At 58.2% G+C, this 23,142-nt stretch carries 22 protein-coding genes; 16 read left to right on the top strand and 6 right to left on the bottom strand.

Annotated elements, in window-relative coordinates:
- Nucleotides 1–17 precede the first annotated feature (17 nt).
- On the bottom strand, nucleotides 18–254 hold the full coding sequence (locus ACZRMH_RS15775; protein ID WP_464014193.1) for a YdcH family protein: 237 nt from the start codon (nucleotides 252–254) through the stop codon (nucleotides 18–20).
- Between the two features lie 540 nt (nucleotides 255–794).
- On the opposite strand from ACZRMH_RS15775, the gene bcsE reads away from it, so the two are divergent.
- The 9 genes from bcsE to bcsC are packed head-to-tail and all read left to right on the top strand — an operon-like array spanning nucleotide 795 to nucleotide 14,641.
- Entirely contained in the window at nucleotides 795–2,342 is a 1,548-nt protein-coding gene (gene bcsE / locus ACZRMH_RS15770) for a cellulose biosynthesis protein BcsE (protein ID WP_464014192.1), read from the top strand.
- On the top strand, nucleotides 2,339–2,539 hold the full coding sequence (gene bcsF, locus ACZRMH_RS15765) for a cellulose biosynthesis protein BcsF (RefSeq protein WP_095000196.1): 201 nt from the start codon (nucleotides 2,339–2,341) through the stop codon (nucleotides 2,537–2,539). The genes bcsE and bcsF overlap by 4 nt, the downstream gene beginning before the upstream one ends.
- The gene (gene bcsG / locus ACZRMH_RS15760; RefSeq protein WP_464014191.1) at nucleotides 2,526–4,172 is read left to right on the top strand and encodes a cellulose biosynthesis protein BcsG; all 1,647 of its coding nucleotides are present in this window, start codon (nucleotides 2,526–2,528) and stop codon (nucleotides 4,170–4,172) included. The genes bcsF and bcsG overlap by 14 nt, the downstream gene beginning before the upstream one ends.
- Entirely contained in the window at nucleotides 4,142–4,378 is a 237-nt protein-coding gene (gene bcsR, locus ACZRMH_RS15755) for a cellulose biosynthesis protein BcsR (protein ID WP_464014190.1), read from the top strand. Before bcsG ends, bcsR begins: the two co-directional genes overlap by 31 nt.
- Nucleotides 4,375–5,097, top strand: coding sequence for a cellulose biosynthesis protein BcsQ (gene bcsQ, locus ACZRMH_RS15750; protein ID WP_464014189.1), 723 nt, complete (start codon nucleotides 4,375–4,377; stop codon nucleotides 5,095–5,097). The genes bcsR and bcsQ overlap by 4 nt, the downstream gene beginning before the upstream one ends.
- Nucleotides 5,094–7,694, top strand: a complete 2,601-nt coding sequence (gene bcsA, locus ACZRMH_RS15745) for a UDP-forming cellulose synthase catalytic subunit (RefSeq protein WP_464014188.1) — start codon at nucleotides 5,094–5,096, stop codon at nucleotides 7,692–7,694. The genes bcsQ and bcsA overlap by 4 nt, the downstream gene beginning before the upstream one ends.
- Nucleotides 7,691–10,018 carry a cellulose biosynthesis cyclic di-GMP-binding regulatory protein BcsB gene (gene bcsB / locus ACZRMH_RS15740; RefSeq protein ID WP_464014187.1) on the top strand — a complete coding sequence of 776 codons (2,328 nt, stop codon included), beginning with the start codon at nucleotides 7,691–7,693 and terminating at the stop codon, nucleotides 10,016–10,018. Before bcsA ends, bcsB begins: the two co-directional genes overlap by 4 nt.
- 4 nt (nucleotides 10,019–10,022) lie before the next feature.
- Entirely contained in the window at nucleotides 10,023–11,135 is a 1,113-nt protein-coding gene (bcsZ, locus tag ACZRMH_RS15735; protein ID WP_464014202.1) for a cellulose synthase complex periplasmic endoglucanase BcsZ, read from the top strand.
- Nucleotides 11,123–14,641 (top strand): cellulose synthase complex outer membrane protein BcsC, encoded by a 3,519-nt coding sequence (gene bcsC, locus ACZRMH_RS15730; protein ID WP_464014186.1) that lies wholly within the window; start codon nucleotides 11,123–11,125, stop codon nucleotides 14,639–14,641. Before bcsZ ends, bcsC begins: the two co-directional genes overlap by 13 nt.
- Before the next feature lie 184 nt (nucleotides 14,642–14,825).
- Here the strand turns inward: bcsC and gorA are convergent, their stop codons facing one another.
- Both gorA and galU read right to left on the bottom strand, forming a co-directional pair.
- Nucleotides 14,826–16,184: a glutathione-disulfide reductase gene (gene gorA / locus ACZRMH_RS15725; protein WP_464014185.1), complete on the bottom strand. Its 1,359-nt coding sequence runs from the start codon at nucleotides 16,182–16,184 to the stop codon at nucleotides 14,826–14,828.
- Between the two features lie 313 nt (nucleotides 16,185–16,497).
- Complete coding sequence (gene galU, locus ACZRMH_RS15720) at nucleotides 16,498–17,337, bottom strand: UTP--glucose-1-phosphate uridylyltransferase GalU (RefSeq protein ID WP_095036572.1); 840 nt, start codon at nucleotides 17,335–17,337, stop codon at nucleotides 16,498–16,500.
- 109 nt (nucleotides 17,338–17,446) lie between these two features.
- Between galU and ACZRMH_RS15715 the strand changes: the two genes are divergently transcribed.
- The gene (locus ACZRMH_RS15715; RefSeq protein WP_464014184.1) at nucleotides 17,447–17,746 is read left to right on the top strand and encodes a hypothetical protein; all 300 of its coding nucleotides are present in this window, start codon (nucleotides 17,447–17,449) and stop codon (nucleotides 17,744–17,746) included.
- A 31-nt stretch (nucleotides 17,747–17,777) separates the two neighbouring features.
- Entirely contained in the window at nucleotides 17,778–18,059 is a 282-nt protein-coding gene (locus tag ACZRMH_RS15710) for a hypothetical protein (protein WP_464014183.1), read from the top strand.
- Nucleotides 18,060–18,100: 41 nt separating this feature from the next.
- Here ACZRMH_RS15710 and ACZRMH_RS15705 read toward each other — a convergent pair whose 3' ends face one another.
- The 3 genes from ACZRMH_RS15705 to ACZRMH_RS15695 form a co-directional block, all read right to left on the bottom strand.
- Nucleotides 18,101–19,024: a c-type cytochrome gene (locus ACZRMH_RS15705; RefSeq protein WP_464014182.1), complete on the bottom strand. Its 924-nt coding sequence runs from the start codon at nucleotides 19,022–19,024 to the stop codon at nucleotides 18,101–18,103.
- On the bottom strand, nucleotides 19,021–19,671 hold the full coding sequence (locus ACZRMH_RS15700) for a c-type cytochrome (protein WP_464014181.1): 651 nt from the start codon (nucleotides 19,669–19,671) through the stop codon (nucleotides 19,021–19,023). The genes ACZRMH_RS15705 and ACZRMH_RS15700 overlap by 4 nt, the downstream gene beginning before the upstream one ends.
- 184 nt (nucleotides 19,672–19,855) lie before the next feature.
- Nucleotides 19,856–20,209, bottom strand: a complete 354-nt coding sequence (locus ACZRMH_RS15695; protein WP_464014180.1) for a hypothetical protein — start codon at nucleotides 20,207–20,209, stop codon at nucleotides 19,856–19,858.
- 209 nt (nucleotides 20,210–20,418) lie between these two features.
- Here ACZRMH_RS15695 and ACZRMH_RS15690 point away from each other — a divergent pair, with 209 nt between their 5' ends.
- From ACZRMH_RS15690 to modB, 5 genes are all read left to right on the top strand, one after another.
- Nucleotides 20,419–20,721, top strand: a complete 303-nt coding sequence (locus ACZRMH_RS15690; protein ID WP_048361752.1) for a DUF1883 domain-containing protein — start codon at nucleotides 20,419–20,421, stop codon at nucleotides 20,719–20,721.
- A gap of 18 nt (nucleotides 20,722–20,739) precedes the next feature.
- Nucleotides 20,740–20,907, top strand: a complete 168-nt coding sequence (locus tag ACZRMH_RS15685) for a hypothetical protein (RefSeq protein ID WP_464014179.1) — start codon at nucleotides 20,740–20,742, stop codon at nucleotides 20,905–20,907.
- Between the two features lie 6 nt (nucleotides 20,908–20,913).
- On the top strand, nucleotides 20,914–21,570 hold the full coding sequence (gene alkB, locus ACZRMH_RS15680) for a DNA oxidative demethylase AlkB (protein ID WP_464014178.1): 657 nt from the start codon (nucleotides 20,914–20,916) through the stop codon (nucleotides 21,568–21,570).
- A 123-nt stretch (nucleotides 21,571–21,693) separates the two neighbouring features.
- Entirely contained in the window at nucleotides 21,694–22,461 is a 768-nt protein-coding gene (gene modA / locus ACZRMH_RS15675) for a molybdate ABC transporter substrate-binding protein (protein ID WP_464014177.1), read from the top strand.
- The gene (gene modB / locus ACZRMH_RS15670; RefSeq protein ID WP_464014176.1) at nucleotides 22,462–23,142 is read left to right on the top strand and encodes a molybdate ABC transporter permease subunit; all 681 of its coding nucleotides are present in this window, start codon (nucleotides 22,462–22,464) and stop codon (nucleotides 23,140–23,142) included.

Genomic DNA, 23,142 nt, shown 5'->3' with positions numbered 1-23,142 from the left:
CTGCAGCTTGTGGTGACTTAAGCGTTCAATAGTTGCGCAATTTTATCCTTGATTTGCAGTCGCTGCTCCTTGAGCGTGCGCAATACATCATCCGGGACGCCGATGGCATCGTTGGCTTCAGCTTCAACGACCTCGGCATCCTTTTCGCCGTACTGCACAAACAGCTGATTCAGATGCGGGTTTTCGCTGCGAAACTTGCTAACGGCCTCTTTTGTGAGCCCCAAGTCCTGTAACAAGTCGTGCTTGACTGGCATATCTGCACCTCATGGATACTTCAGTGGCGGGGTCAGGCTCTGAGGGCGAGCCTGATCTGAATGACACAGTTCACTATGAACCCACGTAAGCAATAGCACGCAAAAGGCCTCTCAGAAAGCCAGCCATGTATTTTCCACCCTCTTTCCCCGATTTTCTCATAAACATTACAACCAGATAGCCGGGCTGGCGTGCGAAGGCCTTTAATACGGGTTCTCATAAGCACTGTGCCAATTAAATGGCTAGATGCGCAGTGGCGGTATTTTTTTGACATTTATTCGCTGGGAGCCATGTGTTTGAAAATTTTCCAGTGATAAGCTGCGTACTTTCTCACACGCATTCGAGTGTAGTACTACGCTTGTCCAAGATAATGCAGGCTACACAGCAGAAGAATAAATAGCTGGGGCGTGATCTGTAAGATGTTGATAGTCATTCTATTGGCGCCATAAAAGGAAAACCTTCAAGGCGACAGGTGGTAGTTGTAAATGAATGGCAGCAGCAAAACGCCTTAATAAATGCTTTTCCCTGGGGGGACGTTACGCTTGGTTCATATCAGTTTGGCCATAAGCGGATTGCCGGATCAACACATCGTGTTGCGTGCAGGCGGCTTGTATTGGGTCACGGTCGATCACTCGGCTGACGCAAAACTGCTTGCTCGGCAATTTCTTGAAGCGATACCTGAAAGCGTGCCTGCCACGCTGATTGCCAGTACCGGTTCGGTACAAGGGCTGGTCAGCGATATGGCGGCCGATCGCGGTCCGGAAAAACTCAAACTGTTCGAGCTTGCACAAAGGTCCATCGAACCCGGTTTGGCCACCTTGACCCGCGACCTTGCCCGTACCGGTCTTGCCCCCTCAAGTCAGATCCTGCTGGTCCTGCCGGCCAACAGCTGGGCCGAAACCACCACGGCGGCGCAACTGCAACGCTGGTTCGAGCGCATGCGTGCCTGGCTGCTGGAGCGCAACGCGACGCTGCTGGTGATCACCCACGGTGAAGCGGCGCTGTTGCATGCACAGTTGTTGCAAAACAATCAGACCCTCTCCGGTCTAAGCCGTTTGTATCGTTATAACGGCGACCTGCGCTACCAGCTGCACTTCTGGCACAGCGATCTGGGGGTATCTGCCGGGCAGGAATTCAAGCTGTCGGACCAGGGCAATACCCTGCGCCTGATCCCCAAAAGCGAGGTCGATACTCAACCCCGGGTGGCTGACGATCAGCACGTGTATCTGGCCGAGCGTTCCGTACTGGAGGGCGCACCGTCCATGTCCAAGCACTGGTACCTGTTCGAGAACCGTGAGGCCTTGTTGCAAGAGGCCCAGTCAGCTCGCGCCGCTACCGTGATTGTGGGCATCGACAATAGCTATCAGCTACTCGAGCTTGCCCAGCAGTTGCACGACTTGCGCGAACATTGCGGGCCGGAGTTGAAAATCGTTGTGCGTGAAATGGAACCCTCGGTGCGCTATCGCGATGAACGTCTGCTACTGGCGTGCGGGGCCAACCTGATCGTACCCGACGGCACTCTGCTCTCGCGCTTTCTGAGCATGATCGAAAGCATTCAGGGCCAGCGCTGGCAGTACACCCAAAACATCGACTTCAAGACTCTGCTCGACCGCCAGCGACCGCCGCAAATTCGCGGGCTGGTGAGTCCTCGTGAGTTTTTTGACGCGGTTGCGCAGATCTACAGGGACAGCTCGGGCGAAGTCACCCACCAGCTGATGAAATTCGAGCCAGTGCCCGGCATTGGCGAGGAACTGTTCCTGAACCAGATGTGCCTGCGTCGGTTCGGTGACTTTGCCTGCCTGCTGGACGGTGAGCTGTACCTGTTTCTGTTCGCTTGCCGCGCAGACGGACTGGAACCGGCACTGGGCAATGTCTGCCGCCTGCCCTGGCGTGACCTGTTCAGCCAGAGGCGCATGCTCAGCGGGCTGTCCGATCTGCCAGCAGACACGTTTATGAAAGCAGGCCCGGTACCCGCGCACTTGCATATCCCCGTCGAGACCCACTCCACGGTGACGATACCCGGCTTGAACCAGCATGCCGCGTTAAACCCTCAAAAATTCACACTGCCTATCAGTGAGCCAAAGTCATGACGTTCCTTGAGCTTATCGATGTCATTGCATTGACCTGTGTGGTGACCGTACTGCTGACGCTGTTCTGGCAGCGCATGCGGATGTACTTGAAAAGTCATTTCGAGCAGTACCTCTCACCCCGTTATTTGAAATCGTGTGGCGTTCGCCGTCGCATGCCTGCCAGCCCTGCTCAGAGAACGCCTGATGAGTCTGTTTAAGTCTGACGCACCGGCGCACAAGATTGCCGGATCATGGACCGGTCTGGGGGCCTGGAACCTGTATTTCCTGGCCAAGTTTCTGCTGGCCTGGACGGGCCATCTGAATATCCAGATATTGCCCAATCTGATCTTTGCTGCGGTGTTGCTGATCCCGATTGCCAACCCGGCGCTGCGCCGTTTGCGCACGCTGATTGCCATCCCGGTGGCCGTTGCCCTGTTGTATCAGGACACCTGGTTCCCGCCCTTCAGCCGCCTGCTGGCACAACCCGGGGTGCTGAACTTTTCCTTCGACTACATCATTGAGCTGCTGGGGCGTTTTATCGACTGGCAGGTGTGCGCCCTGTTGCTGCTGTTGTTTGTCGGCTATTTATTCCTCAACCAGTGGCTGCGCCTGACTACCCTCACCCTGCTGGGTTTTGCCTGGCTGGGCATGGGTAATCTGCAATGGCTGTTGCCACCTTCTGTGCAACCGCAACTGGCCGGGGTGCAGACCGCCACGGCCGGGCAAACCACCAGCGCGGGCGAGCCGGACGATGCCACGCTCAATGGTTATCTGGAGAAGTTCTATCTCAACGAATCAACCCGCAAGGTCGAGTTCAAGGAGCCGGCAGTCAAGCCACCGCCGTTCGACCTGCTGGTGATCAATATCTGCTCCATGGCCTGGGACGACCTGGATGCCGTGGGCTTGCGTGACAACCCGCTGTTCAGCCAGATGGACGTGATCTTCGATAACTTCAACTCGGCCACTGCCTACAGCGGCCCGGCAGCCATCCGTTTGCTGCGCGCCAGTTGCGGCCAGACCTCCCACGCGCAGCTGTACAAGCAACCGGCCGATCAGTGCCTGTTGTTCGATGATTTGCGCAAGTTGGGCTTCTCCAATGAGCTGATGCTTAACCACACCGGTGAATTCGACGGTTTCCTCCAGGAAGTGCGCGAACAGGGCCAGTTACCGCCTGCGGCACTGGGAGTTGTGCCTGCCGGCCTGCCGCGTACCTATGTCGGTTTCGATGGTTCGCCGATTTGGCGTGACCGTGATGTGTTGAGCAAATGGTGGCAGCACCGCCTGGCAGAAGACACGCCGAATATGGCGCTGTTCTACAACACCACCAGCCTGCACGACGGTAACCGTCAGGTGCAGTCCGACGGCGGCACCCAGGCGGCTGAGTACAGCAGCCGGGCACAGATCCTGCTCGACGACCTCAATGCGTTCCTTAAAGAGCTGCAAAAAAGTGGTCGTCGTGTGGTGGTCGCCATCGTGCCCGAGCATGGCGCGGCGTTGCACGGTGACCGCATGCAGATTGCCGGCATGCGCGAAATCCCGAGTGACTCCATCACTCATGTACCGGTGGGCATCAAGCTGATCAATATGGGCGACAACGCTCAAACCCAGCCGATCCACGTGAGTGAACCCAGCAGCTACCTGGCCGTGGCAGAAATCATTGCCCGCCTGTATGCGGACCCGGCGCTGAGCGAGAGCCAGGCGGTGGACTGGTCAAAAGTACTGACCGATCTGCCACAAACCCCGAAAGTATCGGAAAACTCAGGGACCGTCGTGCTCGATTACAACGGCAAACCTTATGTGCGAATCAAGGAGAACGGCGGATGGCTGCCTTACCCACAGCGGTTCAAATAAGCGCCGATATCCTTTCGCGCAAAGAGCGGGCCGATGATATTGCCCGGCTTAAATCCATGATGGAGCTGCACGCCCTGGAATATGTCGATGTGTCGGCACATATGGAGCTGCTCCAGGCCTTCGAACGCTGGCCCTTGCTGGCCTATCTTGAAGCGCATTACAAGCAGCCCCTGGACCTTGGCAAAGACACGGAGCCAACCCCATGATCGCCATGAGCTTGCGTGGCGTGCGCGGTGGCGTCGGCACCAGTTCAACACTGGCGGCCCTGGGGCATGCACTGCATGAGCTGGGGCAGAAAGTGTTGCTGGTGGATATGTGCCCGGAGAACTCCCTGGGTCTGCATTTCAATATGGACCTTGCCCCCCGCGAAGGTTGGGCACGGGCAACCCTGGATCAGCAGCCCTGGCATGAGCAGGCCTGGGTGGTAGAGCCCGGCCTGTGCGTATTGCCCTATGGGCAACTGAAACCGAGCGAGATCTTTGCCCTCGACGCCCTGTTGATTGAGCAGCCCAAACTCTGGAGCCAGCGTCAGGCTGCACTGGCGGGAGGTTTTGACTGGATTCTCTTCGACCTGCCGCAACGCTTGCCGGGCCATATGACCAACCCGCACTGCAGTATTGCGATGTTGGTGATTAACGCCGATGCGGCCTGCCATGTGCTGTTGCAACCACAGCTGGCGCAAACCCCGTTGTTTCTGGTCAATCGCTTCGATGCCGCCAGCCAGTTGCAGCGTGATCTGCTGCTGATCTGGCAACAGCGTTACTCTCACGCACTGGTGCCAGTCAACCTGCATGCCGATGAAGCCATGGGCGAAGCCCTGGCCAGAAGCGAGCCTGCCGGTCGATATGCTCCCGCCAGCCTGATTGCCCTGGACATTATCAGCCTGGCCAGTTGGTGCCTGCTGCGCGGCAGGAGGCTGGAATGATCAGGTACTGGTTCCCCTACACACACTTGCGCCGTGAGCAGAACTGCACCCGGTTTACCGCATTTACCCTGGCACTGCTTCAAGCGCTGGGCTGGATTTTCCTGCGCCTTGAATCGCCCAGCTGGCAAGCCGTGCGTGAGCAGCATCGGCGTTTGTACCCGCATCTAGCCGACAAGCCTTCGACCATCGGTGACCCACTGCGTTATGTGGTGCAAACCCTGTGGCTGCTGCTGGTACGCTCACCCAACCATAACCAGATCGGCCGCCAACGCTTTCGCCAGCGTACCGCCAGCTTCGTGTCGGCCTTGCTGATGATCGTGCAACGGCCGTGGAACTTGCTGTCCAATGCCTTTGCCCACTTGCCTGTCACCCTCAGCCCGCAAGTCACCAAAGGCTCGCACTGGTGGGACAATATGCGCTGGCCGTTGCGCAAGGGCCTATATATCGCCATGGGCGTACTGGCCCTGGCGTTGATTGTGCTGTGCATTACCGAGCCTTTCGGTTTCCTCGCGCAACTGGTGTTTGTAGTGCTGTTGTGGATGCTGGCGATGCTGGTGCGCCGCATGCCGGGGCGCTTTCCGACATTGCTGCTGATCGTGCTGTCGGTGATCGTCTCGTGCCGCTATCTGTGGTGGCGCTATACCTCGACCCTGAACTGGAACGACACTTTCGATCTGGTGTGCGGCCTGACCTTGCTGGTGGCCGAAACCTATACCTGGCTGATCCTGTTGCTGGGCTATGTGCAAACTTCATGGCCGCTCAATCGCAAACCGGCACAGTTGCCGACCGACACCGAGCAGTGGCCGGTGGTGGACCTGCTGATTCCCACCTACAACGAAGAGCTGTCTGTTACCCGTGGCACCGTGTATGCGGCGCTGGGAATCGACTGGCCGAAAGACAAGTTGCGTATCCATCTGCTTGATGACGGCAACCGCCCAAGCTTCAAGACCTTCGCCGAAGAAGTGGGCATCAACTACATCGCCCGCACCGACAACCGTCACGCCAAGGCGGGTAACCTCAACCATGCCTTGAAATTGCTCGACGGCGATCTGGTGGCGATCTTTGACTGTGACCACATGCCCGCCCGCTCCTTCCTGCAATTGACCGTTGGCTGGTTTTTGCGCGATCCGAAACTGGCGCTGGTGCAAACCCCGCACCACTTCCTCTCGCCGGACCCTTTCGAGCGCAACCTGGGCACTTTCCGTAACCGTCCCAATGAAGGTGAATTGTTCTACGGCCTGATCCAGGACGGCAACGACATGTGGAACGCTGCATTTTTCTGCGGCTCCTGCGCCATCTTGCGGCGTACCGCGATTGACTCGATTGGCGGCTTTGCTGTTGAAACCGTGACCGAAGATGCCCACACCGCCTTGCGTCTGCACCGTAATGGCTGGACCTCGGCCTATCTGCGCATCCCGCAGGCTGCCGGGCTGGCGACCGAAAGCCTGTCGGCGCATATCGGCCAGCGCATCCGCTGGGCGCGGGGCATGGTGCAGATATTCCGCACCGACAACCCGCTGCTGGGCAAGGGCCTGACGATCTTCCAGCGCATATGCTACACCAACGCCATGATGCACTTCTTGGTGGGGCTGCCGCGGCTGGTCTTCCTCACCGCGCCCCTGGCATTCCTGTTTTTCCACGCCTACATCATTTACGCCCCGGCGGTGATGATCCTGCTGTATGTGTTGCCGCACATGATCCATGCCAGCCTGACCAACTCACGGATGCAAGGCGCCTATCGCCAGACATTCTGGGGTGAGGTGTACGAAACCGTGCTGGCCTGGTATATCGCCCGGCCGACCACGGTGGCCTTGTTCAGCCCGTCGCGGGGCAAGTTCAACGTCACCGCCAAGGGCGGCATGATGGAAGAAAACCAGTTCGACTGGCAGACCGCCAAGCCCTACCTGATTCTGTCTGTGCTCAATGTGCTCGGCCTGGGCTTTGCCGTATGGCGTTTGTTCTACGGCCCCAGGGATGAAATCTTCACCGTCATCGTCAGTGTGCTGTGGGTGATTTACAACCTGCTGATCATCGGTGCTGCGGTGGCCGTTGCCGCCGAAGTGCGCCAGGTGCGTAACACGCACCGGGTACTCGCGCGCCTGCCAGGAGCAGTCAAACTGGCGGACGGGCACAGCTACCCCTGTGAGCTGGTGGACTACTCGGACGGCGGCGTGGGCCTGCAACTGAGCCAGGCCGTGCAACTGCCTGTCGGTACCCCGGTGTCGCTGATTCTGCAACGTGGCAACCGCGAGTTTGTGTTCACCGGCACCCTGACCCGCTCCCATGAGCGCTTTATCGGTTTGAGCTTTGCCCTGTTGCCGCCGGAAGAAAAAATTGCCTTCGTGCAATGCACCTTTGGCCGCGCCGATGCCTGGCTTGACCACAACAGCGGGTTTGAAGCCGATAAGCCAATCCAGAGTCTCAAGGAGATCCTGGCCCTGGGCATCAAGGGCTACTACCGTCTGTATGAATATCTGCCGGCGTGGATCCGCGTGTTGGCGAAACCCTTTTTGCACATCTTTCAGTGGCTGGGCAGCTTCTTGCCGCGCATGCCCACATCCACCCCTCTTATTTCCCGGCCAGTGAGCAGATCATGAGTCGTATAACTAAAAAATCCATTTTCGCCAGCCTCGCGCTGATGGCCGTCACCTCATCACTGATGGCGGCCTCGTTGCCCTTGCCGGGCAGTTCACCGGTGGCCGAAACGCTGCCCAAACCTGCGTTCGCCCAGACCGATCAGGTGCTGCCAAGCTGGCCGGTGACTTACACCTTTGAGCAACTGGGACGTCCCGGTGACTCCCTGCTGCTGGGCATCAACAGTGCTGATCAGGTGGAATTCGGCATGCGCCGGGACCGGATTGCCAGTGACGCCACCCTGCAACTGGAATACACCCCCTCGCCTTCATTGATCCCGACGGTTTCCCATATCCGGGTGTACCTCAACGATGTCCTGATGGGTGTGGTGCCGATCGAGAAAGATCAACTGGGGCGCAAAACCACGCAAAAAATGCCACTGGATCCGCGCCTGATTTCGGACTTCAACCGCGTGCGCCTGGAGTTTGTCGGCCATTACACCGAATTCTGCGAAGACCCGGCCAACAGCACCCTGTGGGTCAATATCAGCCGTGGCAGCGGGATCACCCTGCAAGAACAGGCGCTGAGCCTGCAAAACGACCTGGCGTTCTTCCCGCTGCCGTTTTTTGACCCGCGCAACAGCGGCAAACTGGAACTGCCGTTTGTATTCGCGGCCAACCCGACCCTGGGCGAACAGAAAGCTGCTGCCATTCTGGCCTCCTACTTCGGTAGCCAGTCCAACTGGCGTGGAGCGCATTTCCCGGTGGTGCTGGATAATCTGCCAGGGGTGCAGGACAAGGACGCGGTGCAACCTACCGTGGTATTCGCCACCAACGACCACCGCCCTGCGTTTATGAGCGACCTGGAGAAATTCCCGGCCGTGACCGCGCCTGTGGTCGAAATGATCAACCACCCGGATGCGCCTTACAGCAAAATCCTGCTGGTCATGGGGCGCAACGAAGACGACCTGGCCACCGCGGCCAAGGCCCTGGCCCTGGGCGGCAACCTGTTGCGCGGCTCACGGGTGACCATCGACAAGGTTCAGGAACTGCAACCGCGCAAACCCTACGATGCTCCGGCCTGGATGCGCACCGACCGCCCGGTCCGCTTTGCCGAACTGGTCACTTACCCGCAACAGCTGCAAGTCAGCGGGTTGGTACCACGCGCCATTACCCTGGACATCAACCTGCCGCCAGACCTGTTTGTATGGCGCAACCAGGGCATCCCGCTGCGCACCCAGTACCGCTACACCGCGCCGTCGGCCAATGATGACTCGCGTCTGAATATCAGCCTCAACGACCAGTTCCTCACCAGCCTGCCGTTGCTGCGCAAAGACACCAGCAACCTGGAAGAACTGCGCCTGGCGGTGCTTTCCAATGACTCGGCCAACGTCAATGACAAGCTGATCGTACCTTCGCTGAAAATCGGTGACCGTAACCGTCTGCGTTTCGACTTCAACTTCGCCAGCACCATGGGCAGCTCGCAGAAAGAACGTTGCCAGACCATTCTGCCGGGCAATACCCAGGCAATTATCGACGAAGACTCCACCATCGATATGTCCGGCTATTACCACTACATCAGCATGCCGGACCTCAAGGCCTTTGCCCGCAGTGGTTTCCCGTTCAGCCGCATGGCCGACATGTCCGAATCCATCGTGGTGGTCCCGAAAGACACCAGCCCTACACAAATCAGCACCCTGCTGGAAACCGTTGCCAGCATTTCTGCCCGCTCTGGTTACCCGGCTTTCGGCCTGCGCCTGACCGATGACTGGCAATCAGCCTCCAAGGCCGATGCCGATCTGCTGGTACTGGGGCAAATGGCACCTGATCTGCGTGACAACCCGGACCTCAGCGTACTGCTGCAACGCCAGCGCGACATGCTGGTCCAGCCCCATGGCACCAGCGGTATTGACGCCAACAATCGCCGTACCCCATCAACCGACGCCCGCAATGTGCCAGCCAACAAGGTTGAAGTCACCGCCCAGGCGCCGATTGCAGCTATCTTGGGCATGCAATCGCCAACCCATAACCAGCGCAGTGTCGTGGCCCTGCTGGCCAATGACGATGCTGACTACAACCTGTTGCGCGAGGTTCTGGGCGACAGCGGCAAGCTGGATGCAGTGGCGGGTTCGGCAGCACTGATCCGCAGCAGTGGTGTTTACAGCCAGTTGGTGGGTGACCAGTACTTTGTCGGCAACCTGCCATGGTATCTGCTGCTGTGGTACCAACTGTCCGAGCACCCGGTGCTGCTGACCGTACTGGCCGTGATCAGCGTGCTGCTCAGCGCCTTCCTGCTGTGGCGTGCCCTGAGCTGGGCGGCCAACCGTCGCCTGAACAAGCATGACTAAGGCCATGAAGCGCCTGGCGTTACTCGCCATGACCTCGACCCTGGGGCTTGTGCCCCAGGTGGCGAGTGCGCAATCTTGTAACTGGCCGGCCTGGGACAGTTACAAGAAGGCCATGATGAGCAGCGACGGGCGCATTATCGATGGCTCGTCGGCGCAAATGATCACCACCTCGGAAGGTCAGAGTTACGGCTTGTTTTTTGCGTTGTTGGGCAATGACAAAAAAAGCTTCGCGAGCATTCTCGAATGGACCCGCAACAACCTCGCTGGCGGCAGCCTGGAGACCCACCTGCCAGCCTGGCAATGGGGGCTGGCGAAAAACGGCAAGTGGCAGATCCTGGACAGCAACAATGCCAGCGATGCCGACCTGTGGATCGCCTACAGCCTGCTCGAAGCCGGGCGTCTGTGGCAGTGGCCCGAATACGTGGCGCTGGGGCAGAACATGCTCTGGCGCAGCGCGGCCCAAAGCCTGCGCAAATTGCCGGGGCTGGGCCTGATGCTGTTGCCCGGCGATGTGGGTTTTGACAGTCCCAAGGGCTGGCGGCTGAACCCGAGTTATTTACCGCCGCAACTGCTGGCCCGTTTTGCCCGTATCTCACCGATCTGGGCCGAACTGGCGAGCAACCAGCAGCGCATGCTGATCGAGACCTCGGCCAAGGGCTTTGCCCCGGACTGGCTAGTATGGAAAGCCGGGGGCGGTTGGGCTGCCGACAGCAAGGAAGGTTCGCAGGGCGACTACGATGCCATCCGCGTTTACCTGTGGGTCGGCATGCTGGCCCAGGATGCAGCCAACCGTCAGACCCTGCAACAGCACTTTGCACCCATGGCCAGCCTCACCCAGACCCTGGGCTATGTGCCGGAAAGCGTCAATGCCGTCACCGGCAAATACACCGGTACAGGGCCGATAGGCTTTTCTGCCGCTATGCTGCCACTACTGGCCAGCCTCGATTCTCCCGCGCTGGCCGTACAACAGGAACGGATCAAGCAACAGCCGCCTGCGGCCGATGCCTATTACAACCAGTCACTGCTGCTGTTTGGCCAGGGCTGGGATGAACAACGCTATCGCTTTGACAAGGATGGACAGCTTTTACCTTCGTGGATCAAGACATGCCAAAAATAACAACATGGGCGTTCCTGCTCGGTGGTTTGTCCACTGCAGCCATTGCACAACCGACCACGGTGCAGGAACAGCAACAATGGCTACTGGAGCAGGTTCGTATCGGTGAAGCCATGTACCGCGAAGATCTGGTGCGTGACTCGCTGGCCCGGCTGCAATTGATCTCACCGAACAATCCGCAGGCGCTGGTGGCTTCGATACGCCAGGCCTTACTGGAAAAAAATCCCGAACTGGCCAGGCAGCGTCTGGCCCAGCTGCAAAACGTCGCCCCTGATTCGGCGGCGTTGCGTCAGGCCCAGAGCCTGATGAAGCTGCAAGACCCGCAAAGCCAGAAAGATCTGCAACAGGCCCGGTTGTTTGCCGCCGCGGGTCGTCCTGAAGAGGCTGTGGCGATCTTCGAGCGCCTGTTTGGCAATGCCCCGCCGGATTTCGCCACGGCACTGGAGTACCTGCGCATTCGCAGCAATATCCAGGGCCAGCGCCCACAGGTCATCGAGCAATTGCGCACGCTGGACAAGCAGTACCCGGGCAATCCCGGCCTGCGTCAAACCCTGGCTGATTTGCTGTTTCGTGAAGACCGTGCGCCAGAAGCCCTGATCGTCCTGCAGCAACTGGCCAAAGATCCGGTCGCCAGCAACGCGGCGGCGGAACGGGAATACACCTACCTCAGCACATTGCCGGTCGATCGCTCATCAGCACAGGCGTGGCAGGGTTTTATCGCGCGCTACCCAAACTCGCCGCTGATTGGCGAGGCCAACAAAAACCTGCAAAAGCAGCAAAGCCTGCTGAGTGACCCGGCATGGACCGCCGGTGCCCAGGGCAAGCAAATGATCGATCAGTCACGCAGCCCGGCAGCCGCTGAAGGCCTGCTGCGTCGTGCTATCAAGCAATACCCCGACGACCCGACCCTGTACGGTGCCCTGGGTATGGCCCAGTTCCGCCAGGGCCGCTATGCCGAGGCCAACAGCAACTTTGCCACTGCGCGAACCAAAGAACAGGACACCTCCAATATCAGCAAGTGGCAAGACCTGATGGACGCCAGCCGCTACCGCATGCTGCTCAGTCAGGGCGACAAGGCCCTTGAGCAAAACAGTCTGCCTGCGGCGCGCACAGCCTTTACCCAGGCACGCAAGGCCAAGCCCGGCGATGCCGATCCGCTGATAGGCCTGGCCAGTGTGGCCGTGGCCGAGCATGACGATATCCAGGCCGAAGCCTTGCTGTTGCAGGCCCGCCGTCTCGAGCCCACTAACGGCAGCGCCGTGCGTGGCCTGATGCGCCTGTACAGTGCCCAGGACCCGGAAAAGGCCAAGGCTTTCCTCAACGGTCTGCCACCTTCCAGCCAGAAGGAATTTGCCAGCCTGCGCCAGAGCATCGAGCTGGATGAACTGAACCGTCAGGCCGATGCCGCGACCGAGCGCAAGGACTGGCCACAAGTGGTCGCCTTGCTCAGCAAGATCCGCAACCTCAGTCCCGATGAGCCTTGGGTGACCTATCGCCTGGCCAACGCCCAGCGTGAGATCAACCAGCCCGCAGCCGCTGACGACAGCTTCAAGCAACTGATGAGCCGCCAGGGCCGCAATCCCGAAGCGCTGTATGCCTATGCCCTTTATCTGTCGAGCAGCGAACGCGATGCCAGTGCATTGAGCGTGCTGGAGCAACTGCCCAAGGCGCAATGGACCGACTCCATGCGTGAGCTGGACACCCGCCTGCAACGTAACGTACTGGTCGCTCGCGCCGAAAGCCTGCGTACCGCCGGGCAAGAGCCGCAAGCCATTGCCCTGCTGATGCAGAACGCTGACAACGACGACCTGATGACCATCGCTGGCTGGGCCCAGGAGCGTGGTGACTATGAACAGGCGCAAAACCTGTACAGCCAGGTACTGAAAAAAGAGCCGGGCAACACGGATGCGCAACTGGGGCAAATCGAAACCCTGATTGCCAGCAAGTATCTGCTTTCGGCTCGTCAGCAACTGACACAGTTCACCCCTGCCCCCGGCACGCCATTGACCCCTTCACAGCAACGCCGCGTGGCCAATGCCTGGGCCGCCGTGGGTGAACCTGACAAAGCCCAGGCCATCTATGCCCAGTTGCTGCAATCACCTCAGGCCGACCCGCTGATGTACCGCGATGCGGCGCGACTGATAGCGGCCAGGGAGCCGCAACAGGCGCTGGATTACTATGCCAAAAGCATGGCCGCTGCAGGCCTGATTACCCCTGAACAGGGCAACCCCCGGGACAATCGCGCCATGACCATGGCCAGCCGTGAAAAGGACGATGATGAGTGGTTGGCCCGCAGCCTGCGCAGTGATGTGGACGAACTGTACCAACGGCAAAATCCGACGGTTCATCTATATACCGACTATGGCTGGCGTTCGGACGATGCGTCCAAAGGCACCTCTGATACCGTCACTCAGTCCACCATCCTGCAACTGGATCTGCCGGTGTATGACGGCAAGGCTTTTATACGGGCCGAGCAGTTGAACATGGATGCCGGCGATTTCGACGTTAACGATGATGGGCGAGTTACCGAAGCCTATGGCACCTGCCAGGTGGGTCAAACCCGCACAGGAGCTGAGGGCTGTGTAGACAGCTCACAATCGGCCAACGGCACGATGATGGCGGTGGGCTGGAAAAACGAGACCTGGGACATCGACTTCGGTCGAACCCCGGACACGTTCAAAGTGCCGAACTGGCTCGGCGGTATTGCCTACAGCAACAAGATCGGTTCATTGGGCTGGACCCTGACCGGCTCCCGCAGGCCCATGAGCAACTCCATTCTGTCCTATGCCGGTGCCAAGGATCAGCTTACGGGGATTACCTGGGGTGGTGTGACGTCCAACGGCCTGACCTTGAGCCTGAGTCACGACGAAGGTGGCGTGGATGGCGTCTGGGCGAGTTTCGGCCAGCACTGGTTACGCGGCAAGAATGTCGAAGACAACCACAAGAGCACGGCAATGGCCGGGTATTACTACCGTTTGGTGGAACGAGCTGACGAACGCCTGCGTACCGGTCTTACTGTTATGTACTGGGGCTATGACAAGGATCTGAGTGAGTACACCCTGGGACAAGGCGGCTATTATAGCCCGCAGCGCTACTACTCGATCGGCGTGCCGCTCAACTATGCCTGGCGTAATGCCAACTGGTCGGTGTCCCTGGAAAGCTCGGTGAGCTGGTCAAAATCCAAGACTGACAGCAGCGACCTGTACCCGCTGGACAATTCGGTAAGCCAACTGACCGATGTGCTGAATCAGGGCGGCTATGACATTGTCAGTGATCCGTCACTGACCAAGAGCGGCAGTAGCAGCAGTGGCATTGGTTATCGCGTGCAGGGGCTGGTAGAGCGCAGGCTCTCGGATAATCTGGTACTGGGTGGTGGTGTGCTCTATCAGCACAGCGATGACTATGCTCCGAGCCGGGCGATGCTGTACCTGCGTTACACCTTCGATGTGTGGCAGGGCAACTTGCCGATGCCGGTGCAGCCGTTGATTCCGTATGCGGATTTCAGGTAACTGAGCCAATGGCTAGCCCACTCCCACATTTGCACCTGTATGCATCAGATTTTGTGTACGACACAAGACCTGTGGGAGCTGGCTGGCCTGCGATAGCATCAACACGGTTTGCCTGACAGACCGCATCGCCTGCATCGCGAGCAAGCCCGCTCCCACAGATTCAACGAGCGGGATGCCCGCCTGTTTAACGTTTTACCGGCGTACGCATCGTCACAAACTCTTCAGCCGCCGTCGGGTGTACCCCGATGGTTTCATCAAAATGCTGCTTGGTAGCCCCCGCTTTCAAAGCAATCGCCAGACCCTGCACGATCTCCCCCGCCTCCGGGCCAACCATATGGCAACCCAGTACCTTGTCGCTGTCGGCATCCACCACCAGCTTCATCAGCGTACGTTCCTGGCACTCGGTCAGGGTCAGTTTCATCGGCCGGAAGCTGCTTTCGAAGATCTGCACCTTGTGCCCGGCCTCAATGGCCTGCTCTTCACTCAAACCGACCGTGCCGATATTCGGCAGGCTGAATACCGCTGTCGGGATCATCTGGTAATCCACCGGGCGATATTGCTCAGGCTTGAACAGGCGACGGGCCACGGCCATGCCTTCAGCCAGGGCCACCGGCGTCAGTTGCACGCGACCGATCACATCGCCAATGGCCAGGATCGACGGCTCGGCGCTCTGGTACAGATCGTCCACTTCAACAAAGCCGCGCTTGTCGAGTTTGACCCCGGTGTTCTCCAGGCCCAGGTTGTCGAGCATCGGGCGACGGCCCGTGGCGTAGAACACGCAATCAGCAACCAGCTCACGACCATCCTTGAGGGTAGCCTTGAGGCTGCCGTCAGCTTGCTTGTCAATGCGCTCGATATCGGCGTTGAACTGCACATCCATGCCGCGCTTGGTCAGCTCTTCGTGCAAATGCTTGCGCACGGCACCGTCGAAGCCGCGCAGGAACATGTCACCGCGATACAGCAATGATGTCTTCGCCCCAAGGCCGTGGAAAATCCCGGCAAACTCAACGGCAATATAGCCACCGCCTACCACCAGCACGCGCTTGGGCAGCTCTTTCAGGAAAAACGCTTCGTTGGAGCTGATAGCGTGCTCATGGCCCGGGATTTCAGGGATCTGCGGCCAGCCACCGGTTGCGATCAGGATATGCTTGGCGGTATGACGCTGACCGTTAATTTCAACTTCGTTGGGCCCGGTTATTTTGGCGTGACCCTCGATCAAGGTCACACCGCTGTTGACCAGCAAGTTGCGATAAATGCCGTTGAGGCGGTTGATCTCACGGTCCTTGTTGGCAATCAGGGTTGCCCAGTCAAAGTTGGCTTCACCCAGGCTCCAGCCAAAGCCCGAGGCCTGCTCGAAGTCCTCGGCAAAGTGCGCACCGTAAACCAGCAGCTTTTTCGGGACGCATCCGACGTTGACGCAGGTGCCACCCAAATAGCGACTTTCAGCCACGGCCACTTTTGCGCCGAAACCTGCAGCAAAACGGGCAGCACGTACGCCACCAGAACCCGCGCCGATGACAAATAGATCAAATTCGTAGGCCATTTCTCTCTCCTAGGCAGGCCAACAGCATAATCGCTCCAGCGCGATTGACCAGCGCAGGAGGTTGCTGACAGCAAAAAAAAACGACAAAGCCACCCTCCGGTGCAATGCTGTTTACTTAAGAGCAACGCTACTCAATTGTGGGAGCGGGCTTGCTCGCGATGGTCTTCAGAGCGCCACATTTACTCAGTAAATACGCGTCATCGTTTACGACCATCGCGAGCAAGCCCGCTCCCACAGAGGTAGAAATCGCTTAAGTGAACAACATTGCTCCCGAGGGTGGCTTTGTCTTGAAGCTCTCTACAACTGGGCGCTTTTAGTAAGCCTTGCCGGTCTTGTAGAAGTTTTCGAAGCAGAAGTTGGTTGCTTCGATGTAGCCTTCAGCGCCGCCGCAGTCAAAGCGCTGGCCTTTGAATTTGTACGCGATAACGCAACCGTTTTGCGCCTGTTTCATCAGCGCGTCGGTGATCTGGATTTCGCCGCCTTTGCCCGGCTCGGTCTGTTTGATCAGGTCGAAGATGTCCGGGGTCAGGATGTAACGGCCGATAATGGCCAGGTTCGACGGAGCGTCTTCCGGTGCCGGTTTTTCAACCATGTTGCGCACGCGGTACAGGTCATCACCAATCATTTCACCAGCGATCACGCCGTACTTGTTGGTTTCTGCCGGGTCAACTTCCTGGATTGCGATGATGGTGCAGCGGTACTGGTTGTACAGCTTGACCATTTGCGTCAGAACGCCGTCGCCTTCCAGGTTGACGCACAAGTCGTCCGCCAGAACTACGGCAAAGGGTTCGTCGCCAATCAGCGGGCGACCGGTCAGGATCGCATGACCCAGGCCTTTCATTTCGGTCTGGCGGGTGTACGAGAACGAACACTCGCTCAGCAGGCGGCGGATACCGACCAGGTACTTCTCTTTATCAGTACCCTTGATCTGGTTTTCCAGCTCGTAGCTGATGTCAAAGTGGTCTTCCAGAGCGCGCTTGCCGCGGCCCGTTACGATGGAAATTTCAGTCAAGCCAGCGTCCAGTGCTTCTTCAACCCCGTACTGGATCAGTGGCTTGTTCACCACTGGCAGCATTTCTTTTGGCATGGCCTTGGTCGCTGGCAAAAAGCGAGTGCCGTAACCGGCTGCTGGGAACAAGCATTTCTTGATCATATGAGTCCTTTAAAGGGCTGTACGTTCCAAATTTGGCGCAGTCTAATCAGGCGGCATCGACGTTACAATGCTTCTCGATAGCAAACTGATGCCAACCTAGATAAATATTTTGCCCGTTAGTTCCTTTGCGATTGAATTTGATAGCCGCTCTATCGTGTTTAGCACCATCGGTGATGCCCTTGCGCTATTATCACGCCATTATTCCAGCCAATCAGGCAGCTCTTCGATGTCAGCAACAATCAGCGTCAACGGTTATGAAATCAAACCCGACAATTCGGGCCAGTGGTGCGTGTTTGCTGCATCCGGTGAAAACGTAGCCGGCCCGTTCAGTTCGCAACAGGCCGCCGCAGAAGTTGCAGCGGTGTTTCAGGACCAGCCTGAACCAGCTGCCCGTCGCAGCAAAAAATAAACTCAACTCCACTTTTGTGATGGTTACCCGGATGAAGAAAGTTCTGATACTGCTCGCATTGGTAACTTTGGGTGGTTGCGCGACTGCGTCCAATACCTACCTGTCCGACGGCAGACAAGGGTTGAGCATAGACTGTTCTGGCGAGGCCATGTCCTGGGCCAAGTGCTATGAGAAAGCCGATGCCTCTTGTGCCGGCACGGGCTATAACATCATTGCGACTGATGGCTCGCCCGCAGTGGCAGAGCACAACAAAACACTGGGCGTGGATGTCGGCAATTTCAAAAGCCGCAATATCGTGGTTGCCTGCAAGTGAGTGAATACCGCTAAGGCGCAAGGCTTTAGCGGTATCAGCGGTTATTGGGTACCCTGGCCGATCAACACGCCGTTAACGGTTTGCCCATACACGTTGACGCCGTCATTGGCATGAAACTTAACCCGGGTTTTTTCCACTGAACCCTCGACAAGCCGCGGGTCCTGTGGCCGTTCGTGGGTGTTGACGTACGCCGCCACATCCCACGCCTGTTCGTCACTCAAACTGTTGGCTTTGCCCAGCGGCATATTGTGTTTGATAAACGAAGCTGCGGTATTGATCCGGTGCATGCCGGCGCCCCAGTTGTAGGAGTCCTTGCCCCACAGTGGCGGCATCACATAATCCTCGCCAGCCTTTTGCCCCTGCCCGTTGTCGCCATGGCAGATGGCGCACTGATCCTTGTACACCGCGGCGCCACGGGTCAGGTTGTAACCGCCCTTGGGCTCTGGCACGTCGGGGTAACCACGCCCCGGTAGCTCTACTCCCGTAGGAGCCTTTGTCGATAGCCAGTAGGCATAGGTTGATAGAGCCGTGATCTCCCGGCTATCCGCAGCCGGTGGCTTGCCGCCATTCATGCTGAATTGAAAGCAGCCCTGCAGGCGTTCGGCAAAGGTATTGACCTTGTCGTTCTTCTTTCGGTACGCCGGGTACATGGGGTATGCGCCCCACAGGGGGGCCGAGTTGGCCAGGCGGCCCTGATCCAGGTGGCAGTTGGTGCAGTTAAGGCCGTTGCCGACAAACTGCGGGGCCTGGCGTTTGGTATCGACAAACAGGGCATAGCCGTCCATCACCATTTTGCCGTAGGCATTGTCAGGCAATTCGCTCTGTTGTGGCGGCTCAAAGTAGGTGAAGTGATCGGCAGGCGCAGGGACTTTGATCTGTGATTGGTCTTCCATCGCAATGGTCGCCGCATGAACCGCGCCACTGATGAGGATGGACGCTGCACAGGTTGATAGCAAAAACTTCATGGCTTGACCTCCTTGTGCCCAACGGTGCTGAAATAGTCGGCAACCGCCTTGATTTCATCCTCGCTCATGGCCTTGGCAATATGGCCCATCAAGTCGTTCGGGTCGTTGTGCCGCGTGCCGTCGCGCCAGGCATTCAACTGTGCCGTCAGGTACATGGCCGGTTGGTTGGCCAACGGCGGGAAGGCGCTCCCCACGCCTACCCCGCCCGGGCCATGACAGCTGACGCACTCGGGGATCTGACGCTCCCAGGCGCCGCGCAGGGCCAGCTTTTCACCCAGCCCCTGAGGCATGCGACTGCGATTGATGGCGGGTACGGTTGGGGTCGGCATGGCTGCAATGGTGGCCGTGACTGAGGCAATTTCTTGCTCGGTCAGGGCCTTGGCCAGCGGTTGCATCACCGGGCTGACCCGCTTGCCACTTTGAAAGTCGTGTAACTGCTTGCTCAGGTAATCGGCAGAAATACCGGCCAGTCGCGGAAAACCAGCGGGTGCCAGCCCCATGCCATCTGCACCGTGACAGGCCACGCATGCGGTAGCGCCCGGCTGGGCTCCGCCTTGCAGGTAGATATTGGCGGAAGGCTGCGCTTGGGCGTTGCTCACGGCGAGCAGCATCAAGCTGCTCAATAGCGTTCGCTTGAGTGGAATCATGACCAGCTCCATTATTGTTATATGCTTAGGCCTATAAAATATAAGCCTATAGATCCTAGGAGAATTCCTGCACGGTCACAACATTACTTTGGATCCAATCATTAAATCGGGACGAAAAAAACCTGACTTGGCGCAAGCCAATCGTCAGGTCGGGGTATGGCAGCAGGGTGATGGAGGTAAAGCGTCAGTCACCGGAAATGCAATGTGTGGCAGCCTTGCGAATGTCCCCCGGGCGCACCGGCACATTGGACATGCTTTCGTAAACCTTGATGCTGCTTCCGCCGGAGCGTTCTTCGATATCGATAACCGCCGTTGGATTGGACGTCAGCTTTTGCGGCACGATAATCCGGAATCCGTCCTTATGCGGCTCGATCTGAGGAGCCTTGCGGGTTTTGGACAGTTGTTGCACCAGGCATTGCGAATAGGCATCGGGCTTCTTGCCTGATATCACGCTCATGGTGGGCAGCGTCTGCTCAATATCCGTTACAGATGCACAGCCACCCAGAACCAGCATCGCCGCTAATACGCCCCACTTCATATACATTCTCCGTTAAAGACACTACGACAATGGATATCCGGAAATTCTCCCGGGCCGCAGCGAATAAATACTCAATAGTGGCGGATTATCCACGTTTTACGTCAAACTCACCCGCATCACGGCATAATACTCGGCTTTAGCCTCCTGACAGGCCTAATGCACATGCTATCGTGCTGATTTTTCAGCAGATTCACGTTTTTGGAGACACCATGAAATTTATTCACCAGCGCGAGCACCTCAACGAAGACGACATTGTCGTCATCGAGTGCTCCCAGCCTTGCAACATTCGCCTGATGAGCGATGCACACTTTCGCAGCTTTAAAAATGGTGGCCGTCACTCCTACCATGGCGGTGCCTTCAAGGACTTCCCGGCCCGCATCACTGCGCCAAGCACCGGTTTCTGGAATATCACCATTGATACCGTGACCACCCGGGCCATCAGCGTAACGCGCAAGCCGAGCTTCCAGCCGACCATTAAAATCGTCCGTCGCTCCAGCTCCAAACTTCGCTAAACCAAGGCAGGAATTACCGTGCAAACCACCAAGTACGTGATCAAGTACAAGCTTAATGGCGAGCGTCGCTTCGAGTTTGCCCAGTTGCAGTCGGGCTCGGAAGAAGAAGCCCGCGCGGCTCTTGAGAAAATTCACGGCGATGCAGATGAAGTCATCACCGATATCAAGGCCAGCAAGGCGCTCTAAGCGGCCATGTCCCTGGACTTGTTCGCCGAGCAGGACCTGCAACAGCCCGCCCGCGTTGAGCGTATCAGCGAACAGGGGTTTGTGCTTCGCGGGTTTGCCTTGCCCTGGAGCAACGAATTGCTGACGGCCCTTGGCAGTGTTTTGCAGCAGTCGCCCTTACGGCAGATGCAGACACCTGGTGGCTTCACCATGTCCGCCCGCTTGAGCAGTTGTGGTGATCTGGGCTGGACCACAGACCGCGACGGTTACCGTTACAGCCCCATTGACCCGCTTAGCGCTCAACCCTGGCCAGCCATGCCCGGCGTCTTCCTGGCGCTGGCTGAAGCGGCTGCCCGGGCTTGCGGGTTCAATGATTTCGTCCCCGACGCCTGTCTGATCAATGCCTACGCGCCGGGCGCGAAAATGTCCCTGCATCAGGACAAAAACGAGCGCTCATACACCGCGCCGATTGTGTCGATTTCCCTTGGACTGCCCGCAATCTTCCAGTTTGGCGGTTTTCAACGCAGCGACCCGACCCGACGTATTTCCCTGTTCCACGGTGACGTTGTGGTCTGGGGCGGCGTTGACCGCCTGCGTTTCCATGGGGTGATGCCCATCAAGCCCGGGCACCATTCGCTGCTGGGCGAGCAACGGCTCAACATCACCTTGCGCCAGGCTGGCTGAGCCAGCATTCCCCTGCTGACACCCTCCTCCAAGGCCACAGGCTTACAAAGCGCTGTAAATATTTTTATATAGCGGCTATCTTGCCATCGGCCTACACAACCCAATAAAAAACGGAGTTTTGCGATGAATGTACCTGCACGCCCCTTGATCCCCAACGTGCTGGCAGCCTTGATGGGCTGTTTTGCATTCGCTACGGCCCAGGCCGATGAGGTGCAGGTTGCGGTGGCGGCCAACTTCACCGCGCCGATTCAGGCCATTGCCAGCGACTTTGAAAAAGACACCGGGCACAAGTTGATCGCCGCGTATGGCGCCACTGGCCAGTTCTATACCCAGATCAAAAATGGCGCCCCCTTCGAGGTGTTTCTCGCCGCAGATGACGCCACTCCCGAGAAACTCGAAAAAGAAGGCGATATTGTTCCCGGTTCGCGCTTTACCTACGCCATTGGCACCCTGGCGCTGTGGTCAGCCACAGACGGCTATATCGATGGCACTGACAAGGTATTGGTTGGCAATCAGTACAAGCATCTGTCCATTGCCAACCCCAAGGCCGCTCCCTATGGGCTGGCAGCCACCCAGGTGCTGGCAAAGCTGGGCCTGACAGACAAAGTCAAAGACAAGATCGTTGAGGGCCAGAACATTACCCAGGCCTATCAATTTGTTTCCACCGGCAATGCCGAACTGGGTTTTGTAGCCTTGTCGCAGATCTACAAGGACGGCAAAGTCAGCGAAGGCTCGGCCTGGATTGTCCCTGAAACAATGCATGACCCGATCCGCCAGGATGCCGTGATCCTGAAAAAAGGCGAGCATAATCCTGCCGCCAAGGCGTTGGCCGAGTACCTCAAGGGACCAAAGGCCACTGCCATTATCCAATCCTACGGTTATCACCTGTAAATGCCACTCACCAGTGCTGACTTCGCCGCCATCTGGCTGACCCTGCAACTGGCGTCATTGACGACGGTGATTCTGCTGATTGTCGGCACTCCCATTGCTCTGTGGCTGGCCCATACCCGTTCGCGGTTGCGTGGGCCCATCGGGGCGATTGTAGCCCTGCCCCTGGTCTTGCCGCCTACCGTCATTGGCTTCTATCTGCTCTTGGCGATGGGGCCCCACGGTTATGTCGGCCAGTTCACCCAGTACCTCGGCCTGGGCACGCTGACCTTCAGTTTTGCCGGGCTGGTGATCGGCTCGGTGATCTACTCCATGCCCTTTGTCGTACAGCCTTTGCAGAATGCTTTTACGGCCATCGGCCCCAGGCCACTGGAAGTTGCTGCCACCTTGCGGGCCAACCCCTGGGACACCTTTTTCACCGTAGTCCTGCCCCTGGCCCGCCCCGGGTTTATCACGGCCGCAATTCTGGGCTTTGCCCACACGGTCGGGGAATTTGGCGTGGTATTGATGATCGGCGGCAATATCCCGGAAAAAACCCGTGTGGTATCGGTGCAGATCTATGACCACGTCGAGGCGCTGGAATATGCCCAGGCCCATTGGCTGGCGGGGGCCATGGTGGTGTTTTCCTTTCTGGTATTGCTGGCGTTGTATTCAAGCCGCAAAGCCCAAACCAGCTGGAGCTGA

The sequence above is a fragment of the Pseudomonas sp. B414 genome (assembly GCF_055408445.1).
This window is presented reverse-complemented; position numbering and strand designations above follow the sequence as displayed.